18 protein-coding genes are annotated in these 23,186 nt (G+C 31.4%); 4 read left to right on the top strand and 14 right to left on the bottom strand.

Going from position 1 to position 23,186, the window contains the following annotated elements; all coding sequences use genetic code 11:
• Nucleotides 1-106 precede the first annotated feature (106 nt).
• The 5 genes from Q8S45_RS04745 to Q8S45_RS04725 all read right to left on the bottom strand — a co-directional run bounded on the left by Q8S45_RS04745 (nt 107) and on the right by Q8S45_RS04725 (nt 6,958).
• Complete coding sequence (locus Q8S45_RS04745; protein ID WP_305601721.1) at nt 107-3,190, bottom strand: efflux RND transporter permease subunit; 3,084 nt, start codon at nt 3,188-3,190, stop codon at nt 107-109.
• 11 nt (nt 3,191-3,201) lie between these two features.
• Complete coding sequence (locus tag Q8S45_RS04740) at nt 3,202-4,686, bottom strand: efflux RND transporter periplasmic adaptor subunit (RefSeq protein WP_305601719.1); 1,485 nt, start codon at nt 4,684-4,686, stop codon at nt 3,202-3,204.
• 9 nt (nt 4,687-4,695) lie between these two features.
• A complete protein-coding gene (locus tag Q8S45_RS04735) occupies nt 4,696-5,277 on the bottom strand; it encodes a hypothetical protein (protein ID WP_305601717.1) in 582 nt (193 codons plus the stop codon).
• An 18-nt stretch (nt 5,278-5,295) separates the two neighbouring features.
• Complete coding sequence (locus tag Q8S45_RS04730) at nt 5,296-6,477, bottom strand: TolC family protein (protein WP_305601715.1); 1,182 nt, start codon at nt 6,475-6,477, stop codon at nt 5,296-5,298.
• A gap of 73 nt (nt 6,478-6,550) precedes the next feature.
• Nucleotides 6,551-6,958, bottom strand: a complete 408-nt coding sequence (locus Q8S45_RS04725) for a hypothetical protein (RefSeq protein ID WP_305601713.1) — start codon at nt 6,956-6,958, stop codon at nt 6,551-6,553.
• A gap of 642 nt (nt 6,959-7,600) precedes the next feature.
• Between Q8S45_RS04725 and Q8S45_RS04720 the strand changes: the two genes are divergently transcribed.
• Nucleotides 7,601-10,738: a glycosyl hydrolase gene (locus Q8S45_RS04720; protein ID WP_305601711.1), complete on the top strand. Its 3,138-nt coding sequence runs from the start codon at nt 7,601-7,603 to the stop codon at nt 10,736-10,738.
• 279 nt (nt 10,739-11,017) lie between these two features.
• On the opposite strand, the gene Q8S45_RS04715 is transcribed toward Q8S45_RS04720, so the two are convergent.
• From Q8S45_RS04715 to Q8S45_RS04675, 9 genes are all read right to left on the bottom strand, one after another.
• The gene (locus Q8S45_RS04715; protein WP_305601709.1) at nt 11,018-11,767 is read right to left on the bottom strand and encodes a hypothetical protein; all 750 of its coding nucleotides are present in this window, start codon (nt 11,765-11,767) and stop codon (nt 11,018-11,020) included.
• 563 nt (nt 11,768-12,330) lie between these two features.
• Nucleotides 12,331-12,900 carry a TlpA disulfide reductase family protein gene (locus Q8S45_RS04710; RefSeq protein WP_305601707.1) on the bottom strand — a complete coding sequence of 190 codons (570 nt, stop codon included), beginning with the start codon at nt 12,898-12,900 and terminating at the stop codon, nt 12,331-12,333.
• 69 nt (nt 12,901-12,969) lie between these two features.
• Complete coding sequence (gene sucD, locus Q8S45_RS04705; protein ID WP_305601705.1) at nt 12,970-13,842, bottom strand: succinate--CoA ligase subunit alpha; 873 nt, start codon at nt 13,840-13,842, stop codon at nt 12,970-12,972.
• 66 nt (nt 13,843-13,908) lie between these two features.
• Nucleotides 13,909-14,832 (bottom strand): UDP-3-O-(3-hydroxymyristoyl)glucosamine N-acyltransferase, encoded by a 924-nt coding sequence (locus tag Q8S45_RS04700; protein ID WP_305601703.1) that lies wholly within the window; start codon nt 14,830-14,832, stop codon nt 13,909-13,911.
• Nucleotides 14,833-14,834: 2 nt separating this feature from the next.
• Nucleotides 14,835-15,401, bottom strand: coding sequence for an elongation factor P (gene efp / locus Q8S45_RS04695; protein WP_305601701.1), 567 nt, complete (start codon nt 15,399-15,401; stop codon nt 14,835-14,837).
• A 70-nt stretch (nt 15,402-15,471) separates the two neighbouring features.
• The gene (lpxA, locus tag Q8S45_RS04690; protein WP_305601699.1) at nt 15,472-16,254 is read right to left on the bottom strand and encodes an acyl-ACP--UDP-N-acetylglucosamine O-acyltransferase; all 783 of its coding nucleotides are present in this window, start codon (nt 16,252-16,254) and stop codon (nt 15,472-15,474) included.
• Entirely contained in the window at nt 16,254-17,648 is a 1,395-nt protein-coding gene (locus Q8S45_RS04685; RefSeq protein ID WP_305601697.1) for a bifunctional UDP-3-O-[3-hydroxymyristoyl] N-acetylglucosamine deacetylase/3-hydroxyacyl-ACP dehydratase, read from the bottom strand. Before Q8S45_RS04685 ends, lpxA begins: the two co-directional genes overlap by 1 nt.
• Nucleotides 17,638-18,681, bottom strand: coding sequence for a UDP-3-O-(3-hydroxymyristoyl)glucosamine N-acyltransferase (lpxD, locus tag Q8S45_RS04680; protein WP_305601695.1), 1,044 nt, complete (start codon nt 18,679-18,681; stop codon nt 17,638-17,640). Before lpxD ends, Q8S45_RS04685 begins: the two co-directional genes overlap by 11 nt.
• A 34-nt stretch (nt 18,682-18,715) precedes the next feature.
• Complete coding sequence (locus tag Q8S45_RS04675; protein WP_305601693.1) at nt 18,716-19,945, bottom strand: HD domain-containing protein; 1,230 nt, start codon at nt 19,943-19,945, stop codon at nt 18,716-18,718.
• 41 nt (nt 19,946-19,986) lie between these two features.
• Here Q8S45_RS04675 and Q8S45_RS04670 point away from each other — a divergent pair, with 41 nt between their 5' ends.
• Genes Q8S45_RS04670 through Q8S45_RS04660 form a run of 3 tightly spaced genes read left to right on the top strand, consistent with a single transcriptional unit; the run spans nt 19,987 to nt 23,185 of the window.
• On the top strand, nt 19,987-21,534 hold the full coding sequence (locus tag Q8S45_RS04670) for a bifunctional response regulator/alkaline phosphatase family protein (protein ID WP_305601691.1): 1,548 nt from the start codon (nt 19,987-19,989) through the stop codon (nt 21,532-21,534).
• Between the two features lie 39 nt (nt 21,535-21,573).
• Nucleotides 21,574-21,990 (top strand): tRNA (adenosine(37)-N6)-threonylcarbamoyltransferase complex ATPase subunit type 1 TsaE, encoded by a 417-nt coding sequence (tsaE, locus tag Q8S45_RS04665; RefSeq protein WP_305601689.1) that lies wholly within the window; start codon nt 21,574-21,576, stop codon nt 21,988-21,990.
• Nucleotides 21,983-23,185, top strand: a complete 1,203-nt coding sequence (locus Q8S45_RS04660; RefSeq protein WP_305601687.1) for an alanine dehydrogenase — start codon at nt 21,983-21,985, stop codon at nt 23,183-23,185. Before tsaE ends, Q8S45_RS04660 begins: the two co-directional genes overlap by 8 nt.
• Nucleotide 23,186 lies beyond the last annotated feature (1 nt).

Below are 23,186 nucleotides of genomic sequence, written 5' to 3'. Positions count from 1 at the left end.
AACTATAGTATTTGCAATTGAATTATTCTTAAGCTAATAAATTTATTTTAAGTAGAAAAAGGAGCATAAAGCTCCTTTTTTTAATTTGTTGAAATAATAGTATTAATTACGTTTTTTTTGATATAACCAATTGATATACACAAGGAATAACTACTAGATTTAAAACAGTTGCCGTTAGCAAGCCGCCTAAAATAACTACGGCCATTGGGCTTTGAATTTCACTACCCGGTTCGTCACCTTTTAAGGCCAACGGAATTAATGCTAAACCTGTTGTAAAAGCTGTCATTAAAATTGGATTTAATCTGTCTAAAGCACCTTTTTTAATGAGCTCATACCCATTAAATCCTTCTTTTCGTAAATCCTCATATCTAGATACTAGTAATATCCCATTTCGTGTTGCAATACCAAATAAGCTAATAAAACCAATTGTTGCAGCAATACTAATAATTCCAGAAGTAAAGTATACAATTAAAATTCCACCAATTAATGCCAATGGTAAATTTATAAGTACTACAAAAGCCAACTTTATATCATTAAACTCGTAATATAGCAAAAGAAATATAATACAAATTGCTACAACAGCGGTTACTAAAAGTAATTGAGATGCTTTTGCTTCGCTTTCAAATTGCCCATCATATTGCACTCTATACCCTTCTGGAAGTTTCACATTAGTAGCTATAACGTCCTTAATTTCTTTAACCGCACCTCGTAAATCTCTACCTTGAACATTAGCTGCAACCACTATTTTTCGTTGAACATCTTCACGATTAATAGAATTTGGACTACTCACCGATTGAATGATTGCCAATTCTCCTAATATGGTTTGCCCGCCATTAGGAAGACTTATTAAGGTATTACCAATGTTTTCAATATTATTTCTAAATGGTTTTTCGTAGCGTACTACCAAATCAAAATATTGTTGACCTTCATAAATTTCACCTGCTTCTTCCCCCGCAAAAGCAATATCAACTTGCTCCATTAAATCGCTAACAGTCATTCCGTAAGCACTTAAAATTTGTCGCTTTGGTTTAATTCGTATTTGAGGAACTTCAATTTGTTGATCCACAGCAACATCTGCCAATCCTTCAATGTTTCTAATGTTATCCTCTACACTTTTCCCAACTTCAAATAGTTCTTGTAAATCTGAACCAAATATTTTAATGGCAATATTTGCTCTTGTTCCAGACAACATATGGTCTATACGGTGTGCAATGGGTTGACCTAAGGTAATATTTACACCTGGTGCAATACTCAATTTAGTACGTACTTCCTCAAAAAATTCTTCTTTGGTTTTATTTGTAAGTACAAAAGGAATATCCATTTCGGATGCATTAACACCTTGTGCATGTTCATCAAGCTCTGCTCTACCTTGTCTTCTTGTAACAACTTCAACTTCTGGTAAGTCTAATAAAATTTGCTCAATCAATTTTCCGGTTTTATTGCTTTCTTCTAACGACATTCCCGGAGGACCAACAACACTAAGTACCAACGAACCTTCATTAAATTCAGGTAAAAAACTTCTTCCTAATTGACTTAAGACCACTATACTAATAATAAAAGCTATGATTGTTGTTCCAATTACGGTTTTCGGTACTTTTAGGGATCGTTGTAAAATAGTACCATATTGTTTTTGCAACCAACGCTCTACACGTGTACCCTCTACCCTTTTGTTTAAACGTTTTTCGTTACCTAATAAATACGAACATAAAATAGGTGTTACGGTAACTGCTACAATTAATGAAGTTAAAACCGATGTTACAAATGCAATTCCTAAAGGCTGTAACAAACGTCCTTCCATTCCACCCAAAAAGAACAAAGGAATAAATGAAACTATAATAATTAACGTTGCAATTATTATAGAACTTCGTATTTCTAAAGAAGCATCTCTAACAACTGTTAAGGTTGTTTGCCTTTCGCTAATTGGTTTTTTAACATTTTCACGAAGTCGCTTATAAACGTTTTCTACATCAATAATAGCATCATCCACTAAAGCCCCAATAGCAATTGCCATACCTCCTAAACTCATTGTATTAATAGTATATCCCAACCATTTTAATATGATGATTGAAACCAATAACGATAAAGGAATTGCCAATAATGAAATAACAGTTGTTCTCCAATTCATTAAGAAAATGAATAAAACAACAAGCACAAAAAAGGCTCCTTCCAACAAGGTTTGATTCAAATTACTTATGGAAGCCTCAATAAAATCAGATTGTCTAAAAATATGGTTTTTAATATTCACCCCTTGAGGCAAGGTTTTTTGTAAATCTGCGATAGCTTCATCCAAACGTTGAGTTAACTCCAACGTATTTACATCGGGTTGTTTTGAGATTGTTAAAATAATCGCGGGGGTTCCATTTAACGATCCATCGCCTATTTTATCAGCGGCTCCTATTTGTACCGTTGCAACATCTTTTATTTTTATGGTTTGTCCGTTTACTTGCTTTAAAACCGCTTCCTGTAAATCTTCCAAAGCATAGGCTCTACCACTTCCTTTTATAATATATTCGTTACCATATTGATTTATAATTCCGCCAGGAACATTGATATTGGCTTCTTTTACGTGTTTAACTAATTCTTGAAGGCTTACATTGTAATGTTTCATCTTTTCAGGATTGGCCAACACTTGATATTGTTTATAATCACCTCCAATAACAACTACGTTTGCAATCCCTCCAATAGCTTTAATTCGAGGTCTAATTGTCCAATCGGATAATGTTCTTAGTTCCATTGCCGATAAACTATCTGAAGTAACACCCAATAACATAATTTCTCCCATTATAGAAGATATAGGCGCCATTGTTGGCGCTGTTATTCCATCTGGTAAGTTTTCACGAACCATTGGAATACGTTCATTTACAATTTGTCGGGCACGGTAAATATCTGTACCCCAATCAAATTCTACCCAAACTATTGAAATTCCTGCAGCTGAAGAAGAACGAATTCTTCTTACATTGGGCGAGCCATTTAATGCAGTTTCTAATTGATAGGTCACTAATTTTTCTACTTCTTCAGATTCCATTCCATGTGCTTCTGTAAGAATGGTTACCGTTGGTGCCGTAAGGTCTGGAAACACATCTACATTCATTGTTCGGGCATAATAAATACCCAGCACACTTAATGCAACAGCAATCAATAAAATGAATAATCTGTTTTGAAGTGAAATTGATAATATTTTGTTTAACATTTTCTTCTTTTTTAATGTGCGTGACCGTGAGCAGGTGTAGTACCAGACATTGAAGCCATTTTAACCTGATAGGCTCCTTTTGTAACTACCACTTCTCCAACTTTTAATCCTGTTTCAATTTCTACATTTTCACCATTACGCTTGCCAATTTTTACAGGTCGTCTTTCAAAACTTTCTCCTGAAAGTTGAACAATAACAGAGTAGCTTCCGTAGTCTTCTAACAAAGCATTAACAGGTATTAATACTTTTTGGTTGGCATTACCCCAAGCAATTTGAACCTGAGTAATACTTCCTTCGGGCAAATCAACCGCTTCATTTACTTGTGCATATAAGGAGATTAATGGTTTATTACTTTTAACTTCCTTACCTATTGAAAGTATGGAACCTCCAGTAGACGCTATATTAACCCACTGATTATCTTTATCTTGAAACCAAATACCGTGTACATTCTCCATTGTTAAACCGTAAGCTGGTGCAACTTGAGATTGTAATACTCTTGATTTTTGGGTTCCTACGGTAACCAAAGTAATACCTTGTTCAACATAATTGCCATTTGCAACATTTATGGAGGTAATAAAACCATTAAAAGGAGCTCTCACTTGCTTGTTTCCTCCTGAAAATCCTTGTGATAACGTTTGATAATTGGACTTTGCAATAGTATAATTCCTTTCTACTTTTTCAAATTCAGATTTCGGAATAATTTTAGATTCGTATAATTCTTTTTTACGATTATATTCGGACTTTGCCTGTTCAAAATTGGTTTTCGCATTAGCAATTTCTGTATTTAGGTTATTTGAAGACAATCCTTTACTGCTTAAATTCATTAATAACTGTCCTTGTTTAACTTCCATACCTTCAGTAAGGTTTGTTATTGCAAAATCTACAACACCATTACCCTGTGCAACCAATGTTTTTACCGACCCTGGTGATGGCATCCAAACGCCCGAAGTAGTAATAACATCATAAATTTTTCCAGAAACTACTGGAGTTGTCTGAAATTCAATTTTCCAAGCTTGTTCTTTTAAAAATGATATACCTCCTTCGTCAGTGGCATCACCTAAAGCACTAATAGCAGCTTCTATGGTTGGATAAACAATAATGTCATGAACAATTATTTTATCACTAAATATTGGGGTAGTAATCTCAAAAACCAATTGATAATTACCTGCTTCTATAGGTTGTATTGTTGGAGAAAATATACCAGGAGAAGAAGGAAATTCTACTGTATTGCGAAGTCCTTTATTGCCTTTAATTAAACTCACAGTTACAGAACCTTCTTTTACAGGTTGATGCCCTTCTAATACTGTAAAATGAGCTGCAAAACGACTTGAATTACCTACAACTAATACTGGAAATTCAACAAACAGTTCTATTTTGTCGGTCCAAAGCGTCATATCTTTTCGCGGAATTAACTCGTTTTGCAGTTCGGTTTTTATATTTTCTTTACCGTTACAAGACAACAGCAACATTGCAAATAATAGATATATATATTTCATAATAATAATTTATTTCTTTAATCCAACAATGTGATACTTACCTTTAGTCGATAAAGTAATTGTAATGTCCTTCTCACTTTCATTCTTCCAATACCAACCATGAGATCCTTTATATGGTATTGTTACTTTACCTTTTGCGAAATCTGAATTTCCAATAGCATAACTTTCAAAATATCCTTCTTGATAGTCTTGTTTAGCTTCTGGATCACCGTGAAAATCATAATGTAAAGGAGCATCAGCCTTCCATTCATAGGTTAGTTTATCATATTGATTAATCTTAAATTTGTACTCAATTGCTTTATTCGCTTTAACGATTATTGTTGCAACATTGCTTTGTTCGTTTGATGCACTATTTTCCTCCTTGTTTTCTGAAGCTCCATTCACATTAAACTCCTCTTGTTCAATAACCTTATCTTGAATGTTATTAGCATCTTTATTTTGTTCAAGTTCGTTTGCCGCTTCTGCCTTTGCTTTTTTATCATCACAAGAGGTAAATGAAACTATTGAACCTATAGCTAGTGCGAATATTATTTTTGAAATTTTACTCATGGTTAAATATTTGTTTTGGTATTCGTGAATCTTCGATTTCATAATTGTATGTTTTAAAATTTATAATTGATGTCTTAGTAATTGTGCTTGAAGCATTTGTAATTCTTTTTCTAGTTGCAACATTTTATCTAATGCATTTCGGTAAAACTGAAGTTCTACATAGTAATCCATAAACGAATACTCGCCTAACATATATGCTTTAAAAAGTAATTTCTCACTTTCTAAATTACGCATCGTTTTTTGATACTCCTTGTATTTAGAGTACATCAATTGATAGCGAATAAATATTTCCTGAAATTGCATGTAAAGCGATGTTGTAAGTACTTGTGTATTAGATTGCTGATATTCATAGTTCGCTTGCGCAGCTTTTACTTTATTTTTACTATTCCATAATGGAATAGTAAGTCCGCCATAAAAACCTGAATAATTGTCTCCATTTACACCCTGATAGTTGTAACCAAGTGCCAGATTTGGAAGTACCTTGTTTTTCTCCAATGTCACTTTTTGCAATGAAGCCCTTTCATTAGCATGTAATTCTAGTAATGTAGGGTCGCTAGTTATTTTTTCTTGCCAAAGAATTTCTATACTTGTTATTTCTATTGAAGTTATAGTTTCTGAAAGTTCATCAAGAGGTTTTCCTCCATTTAAGTTGTTAAGTTTCGAGAGTAGGATTTGGATATCATTTTCAACCTTATCAACAACAAACTGCTCTTGAATCCAAGCAATTTTGGCTTTATTCAAATCTAAAATACCAACTTGTTCTTTATTAAAAAGCTCTTGAATTTGGTCGAAAACCTGCTTACTTAGAATTCTCCTTTCGGTTTCAATAATTTTTTGTTTTTTCAAGAATGAAAGTTCTATAAGAAACACCTTTGCATTCAATAGCACTTCTTGTCTCTTTTTTGCATAGACCGTTTGGATTTCCATCAATTTTAAATCGTTCCATTTACTACGAGCAACATATACCGTAGGAAACTCAAAAGATTGTGATATTTGATATTCTATATAAGCATCTTTTGTATGATCGCCATAGTGCAAATAATACCCAGAAAGTTCTGGATTAGGTAAATTATTTACGCTCTTGTTTTCGAGTTCTTGACTTTCAACAAAGGATTGATACCCTTTCAACTCTGTATTGTTCTGTTCTATTTGATAAAGCAATTCCTCTAGATTTTTAGTTTGAGAGAAACCACTTATAAATGACAGGCATCCGCAAATTGCGAATACTATTAGTTTATTCATTTTTTATGATTTTTAGGTTTAATCTAAATTTATAAAAAGGATTACTGCCGAAGAGGTAAGTATTCCTAAACGATTAACCTAAAGTTGGTGGTCCTCGTGAATCGAGTGATAAAAGATATGGGTTAAAATAATTGTTAGGAGGTTGATAAATTTTGAGATTAACAATATCTCTAAAATAATCATAAATAACAATATTTTTTAAAAAAACAGATTGGAAAACCTTGTTTTCAACAATAGTTTGCTTTAAATTTTCTTTTTGTCTGACAATAATTTCATTAGAAAAAATTGAATGAACATGCACCTCTATAAAGAAATCAAATAAATCGTTTTTAGAGTTTTCTTTATTAGGACTTTCGTGATGATGGGTATCGTGGTTTTGTTTATCAACTTGAAAAGTAGCTTTATGAATGTGCTCAGCTTCGTGATGATGATGCAAATGAGGAACAACTTGATGCAGTAAAAATATACTGAAAATGCTCAAAAAAAACAGTGCTTTTATGTGATTGTGCTTTTGCATTGAGGACAAATATAATATTAATTTTATAAATGGAAGAACTAATTCATTCCACACAAATTTACTAACACACTCTTATTTGTTTTAAAAAATCGCAAGGCTTTGCTTTCACTTCCCTCCTTTCGTCAGTTGTTATAATAAGTGTCTGTTTTTTTTTAAAATTTAACATTTAAAAATTTAAATAGAGTTTAAAATAACTGTAAATTTATTTATGTAATTTATAGAATATAAGATCATTAAATAGCGTTATTTAAACTTAAAAATGCAATACTTTTTAAATTATATTTTTAAAATTGGATAACCATTTTACCAATTCTTTTTCCAAGTTCTTGTAGTTGATGTCCTTTCTTAAGATTCTCAACTGTAAAACCTTTTAGCGTTGTTGTTAGAGTTTATTTTATATTTCCAAAATCTAATAAATAGGCTAATAATTTAATATAGTGTACTGTCTATCCATATGCACCTTCAGAAATAATGAGTAATTTACATCTTTCTATACAAGTATAATAGCAAAAATTTTAAAAGAACTAGAGATATACTAAATTTCATTTGAAGTCTTTTCATGTTTAATGTATATTTGAATTCAACTAAATCAATATTTTTATTAAAATGAAAAAATACGTTCCTTCTGTTATTCTTCTATTAATTGTATTTACAACTTTTTCACAAGAAGCAAATCAGTTTTTTAAACCACTTAAATATCGAAGCATTGGACCATTTAGAGGTGGAAGATCCGTTACCGCAAGTGGTGTTATTGGTGATCCTCTCACCTATTATATGGGAACCACCGGTGGTGGACTATGGAAAACAAATGATGCTGGCCAACGTTGGGAAAACATTTCTGATGGATTCTTTAAAACAGGATCTGTTGGAGCGGTTTCGGTTTCTGAATCAAATCCAAATATCATTTATTGCGGAATGGGTGAACATGCAATACGAGGAGTTATGACATCTTATGGAGATGGAGTGTACAAATCTACAGATGCTGGAAAAACTTGGGTGAATATTGGTTTAGAAAAAACACAACAAATTTCAAGGATTGTAATTCATCCTTCGAATCCTGATATTGTTTTTGTAGCTGCTCAAGGAGCTTATTCAAGTCCAACAAAAGAACGAGGTATTTATAAATCAATTGATGGTGGGAAAAATTGGAAAAATGTACTCTTTGTAAATGATTTAACTGGAGGTGTAGAATTATCAATGGACATGAATTTTCCGGAAATAATTTATGCTGCTATGTGGGAGCATCAGCGCACTCCTTGGAAAATTATTAGCGGTGGTGAAGGTAGCGGACTGTATAAATCTACAAATGGAGGTGATACATGGGAAAAAATTCATGAAGGTCTTCCTAAAGAAAAAGGTAAAATGGCCATTGCCGTTAGTCGTTCAAACTCTAATAAAGTATATGCTTTAATTGAAAGTGATAGTGAAAAAGATTTAGGAGGTTTATTTTTTTCTAATGATAGTGGTAAAAATTGGAATAGAGTAAGTGACGACAATCGTTTAACACAACGAGCATGGTATTACACTGAAGTTTTTGTTGACCCAACAAATGAAAATGTCGTTTATGTTTTAAGCGCACCCGCATTAAGATCAATTGATGGTGGAAAAAATTGGGAACTTATTGAAGGGCAACATGGTGATTATCATGATTTATGGATAAACCCAAATAATGCTAATAATATGATATTAGCTGATGATGGTGGTGCAGTTGTTTCATTTGATTATGCTAAAACTTGGTCTAAACAATCCAACATGCCAACTGCTCAATTTTATCGTGTTATTGCCGATAATCTATTTCCATATAATTTATATGGAGGTCAACAAGATAATTCTTCAGTTAAAATTGCAAGTTTATCAACTGGAAGAAGAAGCATTACTGAGCAAGACTGGACTCCTGCTGCTGGTGGAGAAAGTGCATTTTTAGCTTTTAATCCTGATGATCCAAGATATGTTGTCGGAGGAAGTTATTTAGGAACTATTGAAGTACTTGATATGAAATCTAAAATTGGCACCTCTATAATGGCTGCTCCTATCCAATACTTAGGTAGAGAAGCTCGAAATATGAAATACCTCTTTAACTGGAATGCTCCAATAGTTCGTTCTAAACATGAATCTGAAACCTATTACCATGGTGCCCAATTAGTTTTAAAAACAAAAGATATGGGAATTACTTGGGAAGAAATTTCTCAAGACTTAACTAGAAATATCGATGAAAAACAAGGTGATGGTGGTGGTCCATATACTAATGAGGCTGTTGGTGCAGAAAATTATGGTACCTTAAGTTATATCATAGAATCACCTCAAGAAAAAGGTGTTATATGGACTGGAAGTGATGATGGATTTGTATATCTAACTAAAAATGGAGGTGCAAATTGGATAAATGTTACTCCTAAAGGATTACAAGAATGTCTTATTAATGCGATCGAAGTTTCTCCTCACGATCCTGCAACAGCATATATTGCTACAACTAGATATAAGTTTAATGATAAAACTCCTAGTATCTATAAAACAATAAATTATGGTGAAACTTGGAAAAATATTAGTGTTGGAATACCTTATGGTGCCTATACTAGAGTTGTACGAGAAGATACTAAAAGAAAAAACTTATTGTATGCGGGTACTGAAACTGGAATTTACATTTCTTGGAATGGAGGATCAACTTGGGAATCATTTCAACTGAATTTACCTATTACACCTATTAACGATTTAATGGTTCATAAAGGAAATTTATTAATTGCAACTTCTGGGAGATCGTTTTGGATTTTAGATGACCTAGGTCTCTTAGCGCAATATAAAAAAGAAATCGATAAGGTAAATTTGTATACTCCAGAAAAATCTATTTATGGTAGCTGGAAAAGTCCTCTAAATTCTAATAATCCCAGCTTTAATGGTTCAAATGCTTTTGAAGGTGTCAATCCTGCAAATGGTGTTGTAATTTACTATGAGCTTCCAAAATTATCTGAAACAGATACTATTTCCTTAGAAATAAGAAATAGTGCAGGTAATTTAATTAGATCAATAAGTTCAATTAAAGATCCTAATTACAAAGAATATGATGGTGGCCCATCTCCAGCTCCAACACTTTCAAAAAATGAGGGACTAAATAGATTTGTTTGGGACATGCGTTATCCAATAATGCCTGGAATTCCTTATGCTTATATGGAAGCAAGCTTCAAAGGTCATATGACACCTCCTGGAACCTATACTATTAACTTAAAAGTTGGGAATACTGTTAAAAGTACTAAGGGTATTATTGAAGAAAACCCTAATTATGTAGTAGATTCTATTAACTATACTATTTATGATAATTTCATGAGTTCAATGGAAGAATCTCTAACAGAGATGCATGAAAAAGTGAATAAATTAAAAACAGTTCAAGAGCAACTCAAAAACCTGATTAGTAATCTAAAACTAAAAGATGAAAACCAAAATATAGTAAAACAAGGAAATGAACTTATAACTAAATTAACTGTTTGGGATGAAAAAATGATTCAACGAAAATCTAAAGCATATGACGATGTGGAAAATTTTAAAAATAAATTTACTGCAGAATATATATACTTAATCAATCAAACCGAAAATTTAATTTCAAGAGTGAATCAATCATCTAAAGATCGAAAAATTGAACTGGACAAACAATGGGAAATATTAAAAGGAGAAGCAACTTTTTTTAGCACGATTGCAATTCCTGAATTTAATAAGAAACTTTGGGAAGCTGGTATTGGAGCTATTCAATATAACTAATATGCTAAAACCTTAGAAATAAACGTTCTTGATATTCAAATTATCTTATTTTTTTTTTAGGATTCAAGAACGTTCTATTACTAAATATCCTTATTAAATGGCTGTTTTAATACCGTTTATTCATTGTTTTCTTTGTTAATGCTTTTTTGCATCAAAAAATAATTGCATTATTAGTTTCATCCTTGAATTCCTTAAAAGGATGATTACTCCATATCTTAATACTTTTCATATTAAACCAAAATACTCGCTATTTTGAAAATCAAGTTAATTAGTCAATCCTTAAAAAGCTTTATTTAGCCAAAATATTTTATAAATCATCAATTTAATTAAAGAATAAAGTTTTTGAAAAAATTGGCAATAAGATAATTTCCACTTGTTCATCATCCTTTTGAAGTTATAAGCAGCTGCGGCAAGGATAATATTGATGTTATCACCCACAATTCCTTTGTAGAAGTTTCTTCCTAATCGATGGTCTGTTTTAAGATGTCCGATTACGGGTTCTATTGCGGCTTTTTTTGGAGCTTTTCCAACGAGTCTTTCTGTTTGTTCCAATGCTGGTTCCAAGGTATGGCCATCAAACTCATTTCTAAAACCCATTGCTCCAACAATCACACCTGTATTTTGGGTGTAAACAAAAGATGCTTTATTGCCAAATTCAAATTTTTTGTGTTCTTTCCCTTTAGAGATGCACTGTGTTTCAGGTTCGTACAGTGAATAAATTTTGTTTTTACTTGTTCGTTTTTGAGCTAGAACCCGTTTAAATAATTCAACATCTGCAAGATAAATGGAGTCGGGTTTTAGATTTCTCTCTAATTCGCGAACCAATTTCAAAATCAACAGGCCAACCAGTAAGCGAATTGGCTTTGCGTGACGTTCGTTATTCTCACAATAAAGAGAACTAAATTCTTTTTCAAATAGTTGCCAATCAACCCTATTAGACAAAATATAAAGGGGATGCTTTTGGTTTAAAGTATCTTCTAAAGTGAAAAAAAAACTAAATTGATTCTCTATTTTTGACTTGGCTAACATAAATTTAAATTGCAAGGTTTACGTCATAAAAATACGAAATCTTGCAGTTTTAAATAAAAAAATATTAAATTAAACCCGTTGGGTGCAATTATTAAAAACGTCTGTTCGAGTGTTTTTTGTGCAGTAAAACGAAACAAAAAATGTATCGAGAACCGTTTTTAACAATCCTTTTTCTGTTCTCGATACAATTTTCTATCGAAAATCACTCGAAGTGACGAAAAATCATCGTTAAAAATTAATTGCACCCAGCGGGTTAAATTAATTTATTATATATCAGCTTGTTAAATGGTTTTTATGGGTCGACTAGTTAAAAAATTGTTAATTTAGTATTATGTTATACATAATAGCGTAACAATTTAAAGTTACATCCGTCATTTAGGTAAATAACCAATAATAAAAAAATACTTATCATGAAAACTTTAAATCAAAACTTATCAGAAATACAAAGTAAAAAAATTCACATCATTACCTTTTTAAATACAAAAAGACTACAATGGGACAGATTCAGAAGATATAGATTATTCATATCATAATCCTCATAATTTAGAAGAAACCTCAAATCTCTATTTCAGGTTTTTTTCTTTTAGAAGTTCATCAATAATTGTTCTCACTTTTTTACTACTCCAATCAGCAGAACCTGTTTTTGAAATTATAATTTGTCCATTTTTATCAATTAAATAACTTGCAGGAATACTGTTTGTTTTGGTGAAATTCTCAGGAGGTGTGCTATTTGAATCATACACAGGTAAATCATAACCATTTTCGAAAAAGTACTTTTCAACTGTTGCTTTATTTTCATTTGTTACAAAAATAAAAACTATTTTATTTTTGTAATCATTATACAATTTTTGAATCATTGGCATTTCTGCTCTACAAGGAGGGCACCAAGTAGCCCAAAAATTAACAAATATCACCTTTCCTTTAAAAGTTTCAAAATCAATATCTCCAGTATTTGTCCCTTTTAAATTCCAATTATAACTAGATAATTGTTCTCTATTTTCTTCTTTAGAAACTGATGGTGAAAATGCTATTTGTCGCATTACCCATTCTCTAGAAGTAGGAACTAATAATATTGCTAAGGCAATTACAAATACAATATTTGATACATTTTTTTTTGTGAAATATTTTCTCATAATTCAATAAATGACATTATAAAAAAATGCCTTTGATTCTCAAAGGCATTTCAATTATATAAAAAGTTATTATCCTAAAACTTCAGCAACCTTTGCTCCTATTTTTGCAGGAGAATCAACAACAAAAATTCCGTTTTCTCTTAAAATTTCCATTTTTGCCTGTGCGGTATCATCAGCTCCACCTACAATAGCTCCAGCATGTCCCATAGTTCTTCCTTTCGGTGCAGTTTGACCAGCAATAAAACCAATTACTGGTTTTCTATTCCCTGTTGACTTAATCCATCGAGCTGCTTCAGCTTCTAATTGACCTCCAATTTCCCCAATCATTACTATACAATCAGTTTCATCATCATTCATTAATAATTCAACAGCTTCTTTTGTAGTAGTACCAATTATTGGGTCTCCGCCAATTCCAATAGCAGTAGAAACCCCATATCCTTTTTTAACCACTTGATCTGCAGCTTCATAGGTTAAAGTGCCAGATTTAGATACAATTCCAACACGACCTTTTTTAAAAATGAAACCTGGCATAATACCAACTTTTGCTTCTTCTGGAGTTATAACACCTGGGCAATTTGGACCAACTAATCTACACTCTTTTGTTGCTATGTATGCTTTTACTTTTACCATATCTGCAACTGGAATTCCTTCAGTAATACAAATAATTACTTTTATTCCTGCGTCAGCAGCTTCCATAATGGCGTCAGCAGCAAAAGCTGGAGGAACAAAAATAATAGACGTATCGGCACCAACGGTATCCACAGAATCTTTCACTGTATTAAAAACAGGCTTATTCAAATGAAATTGTCCCCCTTTACCGGGTGTAACACCTCCAACTACATTGGTTCCGTATTCTATCATTTGGGTTGCATGAAAAGTTCCCTCACTTCCGGTAAAACCCTGTACTATTATTTTTGAATTTTTGTTTACTAAAACACTCATTTATATAAATTTTAATGATGATTATGACTACAATTTTATTTTATCCAATCTCATGAAAAGAAAAAATTATTCTTTTTTATCCTTAATTAATCGCTTTATTTCTGCTATTTCTTTCAATTTTTTTCTTGATTCTTCTATGGGTGTTCCAAAATAGGTTTTATTACCAGCAATTGATTTTGTAACACCTGTTTGTCCAAGTATAATTGCTCCTTTACCAATTGTAATACCGCTATTTGTACCAACTTGTCCCCATATAGTTACTTCATCTTCAATTATTACACATCCAGCTACACCGGTTTGCGCTGCAATTAAACATCTTTCCCCTATTACTGTATCATGGCCAATTTGAACCTGATTATCTATTTTAGTTCCATTTTTAATGGTTGTTAATCCCGTAACTCCCCTATCAATGGTGCAAAGGGCACCAATATCTACATTGTCTTCAATTAAAATTCCACCACCTGAAATTAATTTATCATACCCTTCTGGTCTTTTTTTATAATAAAAAGCATCTGCACCTAAAACACTTCCTGCATGAATGATAACATTATTACCAATGATACTACCATCATAAATACTTACATTAGAATGAATTACACAATTATCTCCAATTTTTACATTGTTTCCAATAAAAACATTTGGTTGAATAATTGTATTTAGTCCAATTATAGACGTTGTAGAAATTGAAGTTGAAGATGATAAAAAGGGCACAAAATGTTTTGTTAATTTATTAAAATCATTAAAAGGATCTTCTGAAATTAACAAAGCCTTGCCTTTTGGACAATCCACCTTTTTATTAATTAAAACCACCGATGCTTTAGAAAGTAGTGCTTTATCGTAATATTTAGGATGATCAACAAAAACAATATCTCCCTCTTCAACCACATGAATTTCATTTAAGCCTTTTATTTGAAAATCGGGTGATCCAATAAATTCAATATTTAAAAAAGCAGCAATTTCTTTTAAACTATGTAACCTTGGAAAATTCATAATTACTCCTTTACACGTTCTAAATAAGAACCTTTTGCCGTATCAACTTTAATTTTATCTCCTTCATTTATAAACAAGGGAACATTAATTATTGCACCAGTTTCAACAGTCGCAGGTTTAGTAGCATTAGTTGCTGTATTCCCTTTTACACCTTGTTCTGTATGTATAATTTCGAGAACAACGCTTAAAGGCATATCTACAGACAGTGGCAAATTATCTTCAGTATTAATTTGAACAGTAACAACCTCTCCTTCTTTTAATAAGTCTGGCGCATCCAAAATATCTCTGTGCAATGTAATTTGTTGATAATCTTCCGTATTCATAAAATGATACATATCTCCTTCAGGATACAAGTACTGAAATTTATGAGTTTCAACTCGGATATCTTCTATTTTTCTTCCAGCAGGAAAGGTGTTATCTAAAACTTTTCCAGAAGATAAACTTTTTAATTTTGTTCTAACAAATGCCGGACCTTTACCCGGTTTTACGTGTAAAAATTCTATAACTTTAAAAATATCATTATTGTATTTTATGCATAATCCATTTCGAATATCTGATGTTGTTGCCATTTAATTTGGTTTTAAGCCTAAGCTCTTATTTTTAAATTGTTTTAATGTTTATAATATTATTAAATTTATTTTAACTGCCACTATATCCTTTCATGATACCCCGTTGCGAGTTTTTTATAAAAAGAATTATTTGATCTCTTTCATTCGTAGCTTCCATTTCTGCTTCTATTTTTTCTAAAGCCTGTGTAGTATTATAATTTTTTTGATATAAAATTCTATATATATTTTGCACTTCTCTAATAGTTTCCGTTGCAAAACCTCTTCTTCTTAAACCAATGGAATTAATTCCTATATAAGATAATGGTTCTTTTCCAGCTTTAGTGTAAGGAGGTACATCTTTTCTAACCAAAGAGCCTCCAGAAACTAGCGCATGTTCTCCAATATGAATAAATTGATGCACAGCAACTAATCCGCTTAAAATAGCAAAATCTCCAATAGAAACGTGACCTGCAATTACAGATCCATTTGCCAAAATGCAATTATTACCAATAATACAATCGTGTGCAATATGTGAAGATGCCATAATCAAACAATTATCACCGATAACTGTTTTACCAAGCGCAGCAGTTCCTCTATTTACAGTAACACACTCTCTAATTGTAGTATTATCTCCAATAATAACTAGAGAATCTTCACCATCAAATTTTAAATCTTGTGGAATGGCTGAAATTACAGCTCCCGGAAAAATTCTACAGTTTTTACCAATTCTAGCCCCTTCCATGATGGTAACGTTAGAACCTATCCAAGTTCCAGACCCAATAATAACGTTATTGTGAATTGTAGTAAACGGTTCAACCACAACATTTGTTGCTATTTTTGAACCCGGATGAATATATGCTAAAGGTTGATTCATTATTCAGTTTTTTTTACTATTTGAGCCATTAACTCTGCTTCGACCACTAATTTATTATTTGCATATCCATAAGCTTGCATATGGCAAATTCCTCGTCTAATAGGCGTAATAAGTTCAGCTTTAAAAATAAGAGTATCACCAGGCAATACTTTCTGTTTGAACTTAACATTGTCCATTTTCATAAAAAAAGTTAAATAATTTTCGGGGTCTGGAACAGAACTTAATACTAATACCCCACCGCATTGAGCCATAGCTTCTACTTGTAAAACTCCTGGCATTACAGGTGCTCCTGGAAAATGTCCATTAAAATAAGATTCATTCATTGTAACATTTTTCATTCCAACCACGTGCCTATCAGATAGTTCTATAATTCTATCAATTAATAAAAATGGAGGTCTGTGAGGCAGAATACTCATTATTTTATGGATATCCATTAATGGTGGTAGCGATAAATCGTAATATGGTACGTTATTTCGTTTTTCTTGTCTTATTATTTTTTGAACTTTTTTAGCAAACATCGTATTTACTAAATGTCCTGGTTTATTTGCAATTACTTTCCCTTTAATTCTTACACCAATAAGTGCTAAATCGCCAATTACATCTAATAATTTATGTCGAGCAGCTTCGTTTGCCCATCTTAAGGTTAAATTATCTAAAATACCATTTGCCTTAACGGTTAGAGAATCTTTGTTAAATGCTTTTTTTAGTTTATTCATTGTTGCCTCAGAAATTTCTTTATCAACATAAACTATGGCGTTATTTAAATCTCCGCCTTGAATTAAATTATTATCCAGTAACATTTCAAGTTCATGTAAAAAACTAAATGTTCTAGCATCAGCTATTTCTGTTTTAAAATCGGATAATGAATCAAGTGTAGCATTTTGAGTACCTAAAACTTTGGTGCCAAAATCAACCATCGTTGTAATTTGGTAATTATCACATGGCATTAAAATAATTTCACTACCAGAATCCATGTCTTTATAAGTAATAATTTCTTTTACAACATATTCTTCTCTAATAGCAATTTGTTCAACAATACCAGCCTTTTCAAGTGCTTCCATGAAATGTTTTGAAGAACCATCCATAATTGGAGGTTCTGGTGCATTCATTTCAATAATTATATTGTCAATATCTGAAGCCACAATTGCAGCTAAAACATGTTCACAAGTATTTACGGTAACGCCTCTTTTTTCAAGATTTGTTCCTCTTTGTGTGTTAACCACGTATTCAGCACTTGCTTCAATAACAGGCTGACCTTCTAAATCAATTCTTACAAATGCAAAGCCATGATTTACAGGTGCTGGTTTCAAAGTCATATTAACTTTAATACCAGTATGCAAACCAACACCCGAAAGTGTTACTTCGTTCTTAATAGTTTTTTGATTATTGCTCATATTTCTGCTTTAATTCTATAATTTCCTTTTCCAATAAATTTAAAGTGGCTACAAGGTCGGGTAATTTTTTAAAGTAAACGTAACTTTTGTTGAAGTCGGCATATCCTATTGCAGGGGAACCTTGTATTATTTCATCATCTTTAATATTTCTACCTATTCCGGTTTGAGCTTGTACTTTCACATTATTACCAATAGTAATATGACCTACTATTCCTACTTGCCCACCAATCATACAATTTTCACCAATTTTAGTTGATCCTGCAATACCAGTTTGGGCAGCAATTACTGTGTTTTTACCAATTTCAACATTGTGTGCAACCTGAATTTGATTGTCTAATTTTACACCTTGTCTAATAATTGTTGATCCCATTGTTGCTCTATCTATGGTAGTAGTGGCACCTATATCTACATTATCTTCAATAATAACATTTCCTATTTGTGGAATTTTACTATAATTACCATCTTTATTGGGTGCAAAACCAAAGCCATCAGCCCCAATTACAGCTCCAGAATGAATAGTACAACTGTTTCCAATCATAGTTTCAGATGCAATATTTACGCCTGAATATATGATGGTACTATTTCCAATAATTACGTTTTCTCCTAGATATGAATTAGGATATATCTTAACATTATTTCCAACTTCAACATTATCTCCTATGTATGAAAATGCACCAATATAAACATTATCTCCTATTTTAGCTGTTTCACTTATAAAACATGGAGATTCAATCCCACTTTTATTATTTTTAGCATCATTATAAAAGGATAATAATTTAGAAAATGCTTCATAGGCATCGGCTACTTTTATAAGGGTTGTTGAAATGTGTTTTTCCGGAATAAAATCCTTATTCACAATAGTAACAGAAGCTTTTGTATCATAAATATATTGTGTGTATTTAGGATTTGAAAGAAAGGTTAAAGATCCTTTTTCTCCTTCTTCAATTTTTGAAAGTTTAAATACTTCTACATTGGCATCGCCTTCAATATCACCTTCTAAAATTGTTGCTATTTGTTGTGCTGTAAACTTCATGGACTGCAAAAGTAAAAAAAAACTTGAACTCTACCTATTTCTTAGGGTAGCATAAGTAATACTTATTTACAGGAGTTGCCAAGGCTTCAATATTTAAATTATCTGATGCTTTAGTAATATCTCTTGTAGTCTCATTTTTATATAAAATTTTAATATTATTTTTTGTTAAATCGTATGCTTGATTCATTATTTCACCATGATACATAAAGTAATCTAAGGATGCTTCATTAATTGATATTTTTTTCAAAACTTTCTTTTTAATTTTAAGAAGAATTTCTGCTGAAAATGGTTCGTTTTGAAGAACCACCTTAGGTAAATTTCTATTAATTAAGTTACTAGACAACGTTGATAAAATAAAATCATCATGTTCCATCCATTCTTTTATAGCTGACAAAACATCGTAATCGTCTAATTTTGAAAAAATTAGAAGCGCTTCATTTGAAAAATTATTTTCCGAACTATTTTCTTTCAAAAAATATGAAAAAGACTTACCAGCATGCAATTCCACTCCATTAGCAACTAATTCTTTTGCTCGTTCCACTATTTTCGTTAATAGTTTTTCGGCAACTAATCCTGTTTTATGTAAATATACCTGCCAATACATTAATCTTCTGGCAACTATAAACTTTTCTACCGAATAAATTCCCTTTTCTTCAATTACTAGTTGGTCATTTTTAACATGCAGCATCGTTATTAAACGTTCAGAACTTATATTTCCTTCGGTAACGCCAGTATAAAAACTATCTCTATTCAAATAATCTAACCTGTCCATATCTAATTGACTAGATATAAGTTGATTAAAAAACTTTCGATGGTATTTTCCTTTAAATATTTCTATGGCAAGTGAAAGTTTTCCTTTAAAATCGTTATTTAAGGCTTCCATAAACCTTAAAGAAATTTCTTCGTGAGTTTTTCCTTTAATAATACTATGTTCTAAGGCATGTGAAAACGGGCCATGACCAATATCATGCAACAAAATTGCAATACATAATGCTGTTTCTTCTTCATCTGAAATTACAATTCCTTTATATCTTAATATTCGAACAGCCTTTTGCATTAAATGCATACTTCCAATAGCATGATGAAATCTTGTGTGATGAGCACCTGGATATACCAAGTATGACAAGCCCATTTGTGAGATACGCCTCAATCTCTGAAAATAAGGATGATCTATCAAATCACAAATTAAAGCACTTGGAATAGTAATAAAACCGTAAATTGGATCGTTTAATATTTTAAGCTTGTTCGATGTATTTCCGTTCAAAACAATTAATTTAATTACTTACAAATATAGTAAATACTTATATGGCAAAAATAAACATTCTTTGGGTTGATGATGAAATTGATATTTTAAAACCTCATATTATTTTTTTAGAAAAAAAAGGGTATCAAGTTGATACGTGTAATAATGGTGCTGACGCAGTAGAACTTTGTGAAACTATAAGTTTTGATATTGTTTTTTTAGATGAGCATATGCCTGGATTAAGTGGTTTAGAAACGTTAAATAAAATTAAAAGTAATAAACCAAATGTTCCAGTTGTTATGATCACCAAAAGTGAAGAAGAATTCATTATGGAAGAAGCAATTGGCAACAAAATTGCCGATTATTTGATTAAGCCTGTTAACCCAAATCAAATATTATTAAGCCTGAAAAAAAATTTGGATCATACACGTTTAATATCTGAAAAAACAACTTCTAATTATCAACAAGAATTTAGAAATATTTCGATGGATTTGAATAATGTTAATTCATATGAAGAATGGATAGATGTTTATAAAAAATTGATTTATTGGGAATTAGAATTAGAGCATATTAACGAACCCGCAATGGTCGAAATATTAGAAAGTCAGAAAAAAGAGGCCAATTCTCTATTTTTTAAATTTATAAAAAACAATTATTCCGATTGGATAAACAATAATAATGCTCCTCTTTTATCAAATACCATTTTTAAAAATAGTATTCTACCCGAAATTGAAAAATCTAAAGGCACTTTTTTAGTTGTTATTGACAATTTAAGATATGATCAATTTAATATTTTAGAAAAAACGATTACCAAGTTTTATAAAAAACAAATTGAATATTCCTATTTTAGTATATTACCAACAGCAACTCAATATGCACGAAATGCGTTCTTTTCTGGTTTAATGCCATTAGAAATGGAACAAAAACTTCCCAAATATTGGAAAAATGATACTGACGAAGGTGGTAAAAATTTATTTGAAGAAGAGTTTCTGATGGAACATTTAAAACGACTTAAAAAATCGTTAAAAGTTGGATTTTTTAAAATTACAAATCTTAAAGCAGGTAAACAACTTGTTGAAAATTTTAATAGCATCAAAGAAAATGATCTTACTGTTTTAGTTTATAATTTTGTTGATATGCTTTCGCATGCTAAAACTGAAATGGAAGTAATTAAAGAATTGGCAAATGATGATAAGGCCTACAGATCTTTAACAAATAGTTGGTTTTTAAATTCACCGTTGCTTGAAATGATTCAAAAAGCCCAAACCTTGAGGTTAAAATTAATTATTACCACAGATCACGGAACTATTAATGCCAAAATTCCTAGTAAAGTTATTGGAGATAAAAATATTAGTTCGAATTTAAGATATAAAACTGGCAGAAGTTTAACTTATGAAGAAAAAGAAGTCTTTGCAGTTAAAAATCCGAAGGATATTCAATTACCTTCTATTGCTTTAAATAGTTCATTTATATTTGCCAAAGAAGATTATTTTTTCGCCTATCCTAATAATTACAATCATTTCGTTAATTATTATAAAGATACTTTTCAACATGGTGGAATTTCGTTAGAGGAAATGATTATACCTTGTGCTATATTTGTACCTAAATAAAACGAATGTGCGTAAATAGTAATTGCAAAATTAATGTGTATGGTTAAAAATTACTCGCTACAACAAATTGATCAAATTGCCAACGATATAATTCAACATTCCAATCATAAAATTTTATTGTTTTATGGTGAAATGGGAGCTGGTAAAACAACTTTAATTAAAGAAATAGTTAAACAACTTGGATCTATAGATAACGTATCTTCTCCAACATTTTCACTCGTAAATGAATACAGATCTGTTGAAAATAAAATCATTTTTCATTTCGATTTTTTTAGAATTGATAGTGAAAATGAAGCAATGGATATGGGAATTGAAGAATATTTTTACAGCAATAATTGGTGTTTAGTAGAATGGCCTAACAAAATTGAAAATTTACTACCTTTAGAGTCGGTAATAATTACAATTTCAATTATAAACCCTAATCTAAGAACCATAACACTGAAAAATAATGAGTAAACAAGCAACATCTCCATTTAGTTTTCACGAACTTATTCCTTTAGAAGAAAAGTTAGAAATTAAAAAACAAAAAGGTGAACTCCTTATTGGTATTCCAAAAGAAACACACTTTCAAGAAAAAAGAGTTTGTTTAACTCCTGATGCCGTTGGGGCACTTACTGCAAACGGGCATAAATTTGTGATTGAAACTGGCGCTGGTAATGCAGCAAACTTTTCCGATAATGAGTATGCCGAAGCTGGCGCAAAAATTTCAAATGATGTAAAGGAAGCATTTGGTTGTAATATTATTCTAAAAGTTGAACCACCCTCGTTGCAAGAAATTGAATACATTAACCCACAAAGTATTTTGTTTTCAGCCTTACAACTCAAAACTCAAACAAAAAAATATTTTGAAGCACTGGCAAGTAAAAGAATAACTGCCATTGCATTCGATTTTATTCGTGATGAGCAAGGTGTATATACCATCGTTAAATCGTTGAGCGAAATTGCCGGAACGGCATCTATTTTAATTGCCTCAGAAATTATGGGAAATGATAACCAAGGAAATGGATTATTATTAGGAAATATTAGTGGTGTTCCACCAAGTGAAATAGTTATTATTGGTGCTGGCACTGTTGGTGAATTTGCTGCAAGGTCCGCCATAGGTTTAGGAGCTAACGTGAAGGTTTTTGATAATTCTATTACCAAATTACGTTGTATTCAACAAAATTTAGGCAGAGCCATTTATACCTCTACCATTCAACCAAAAACATTGCAAAAAGCGTTAATGCGCTGTGATGTTGCCATTGGAGCAATTAGAGGAAAATCTCGCTCACCCATTGTTGTATCTGAAGATATGGTAAGAAGTATGAAAGAAGGTGCTGTTATTGTAGATGTTAGTATCGATCGTGGAGGATGCTTCGAAACTTCTGAAGTAACTACTCACAAAAAACCAACTTTTATAAAACACGGAGTTATTCATTATGGCGTCCCTAATATTCCATCTAGGTATGCAAGAACTGCCTCAGTTTCAATTAGTAATATATTTACACCCTATCTTTTAAATATTGCGGAAGAAGGGGGTTTTGAAAATGCAGCTCGTAATGATAGAAGTTTACAAAAAGGAATGTACTTTTACCATGGAATTTTAACCAATAAAACAGTGGCAGACTGGTTTAATCTACCTTTTAGAGATATTAATTTATTATTTTTGTAAA

Source organism: Lutibacter sp., assembly GCF_030692605.1.
Classification (GTDB): Bacteria; Bacteroidota; Bacteroidia; order Flavobacteriales; family Flavobacteriaceae; genus Lutibacter.
The sequence above is the reverse complement of the archived record's forward strand: the minus strand, read 5'-3'. Positions and strand labels throughout refer to the sequence as shown.

Coding starts and splice junctions, on each gene's coding strand:
- Q8S45_RS04745 (WP_305601721.1), bottom strand. CDS start 3,190: ATGTTAAACAAAATATTATCAATTTCACTTCAAAACAGATTATTCATT.
- Q8S45_RS04740 (WP_305601719.1), bottom strand. CDS start 4,686: ATGAAATATATATATCTATTATTTGCAATGTTGCTGTTGTCTTGTAAC.
- Q8S45_RS04735 (WP_305601717.1), bottom strand. CDS start 5,277: ATGAAATCGAAGATTCACGAATACCAAAACAAATATTTAACCATGAGT.
- Q8S45_RS04730 (WP_305601715.1), bottom strand. CDS start 6,477: ATGAATAAACTAATAGTATTCGCAATTTGCGGATGCCTGTCATTTATA.
- Q8S45_RS04720 (WP_305601711.1), top strand. CDS start 7,601: ATGAAAAAATACGTTCCTTCTGTTATTCTTCTATTAATTGTATTTACA.
- Q8S45_RS04715 (WP_305601709.1), bottom strand. CDS start 11,767: ATGTTAGCCAAGTCAAAAATAGAGAATCAATTTAGTTTTTTTTTCACT.
- Q8S45_RS04710 (WP_305601707.1), bottom strand. CDS start 12,900: ATGAGAAAATATTTCACAAAAAAAAATGTATCAAATATTGTATTTGTA.
- sucD (WP_305601705.1), bottom strand. CDS start 13,842: ATGAGTGTTTTAGTAAACAAAAATTCAAAAATAATAGTACAGGGTTTT.
- Q8S45_RS04700 (WP_305601703.1), bottom strand. CDS start 14,832: ATGAATTTTCCAAGGTTACATAGTTTAAAAGAAATTGCTGCTTTTTTA.
- efp (WP_305601701.1), bottom strand. CDS start 15,401: ATGGCAACAACATCAGATATTCGAAATGGATTATGCATAAAATACAAT.
- lpxA (WP_305601699.1), bottom strand. CDS start 16,254: ATGAATCAACCTTTAGCATATATTCATCCGGGTTCAAAAATAGCAACA.
- Q8S45_RS04685 (WP_305601697.1), bottom strand. CDS start 17,648: ATGAGCAATAATCAAAAAACTATTAAGAACGAAGTAACACTTTCGGGT.
- lpxD (WP_305601695.1), bottom strand. CDS start 18,681: ATGAAGTTTACAGCACAACAAATAGCAACAATTTTAGAAGGTGATATT.
- Q8S45_RS04670 (WP_305601691.1), top strand. CDS start 19,987: ATGGCAAAAATAAACATTCTTTGGGTTGATGATGAAATTGATATTTTA.
- tsaE (WP_305601689.1), top strand. CDS start 21,574: ATGGTTAAAAATTACTCGCTACAACAAATTGATCAAATTGCCAACGAT.
- Q8S45_RS04660 (WP_305601687.1), top strand. CDS start 21,983: ATGAGTAAACAAGCAACATCTCCATTTAGTTTTCACGAACTTATTCCT.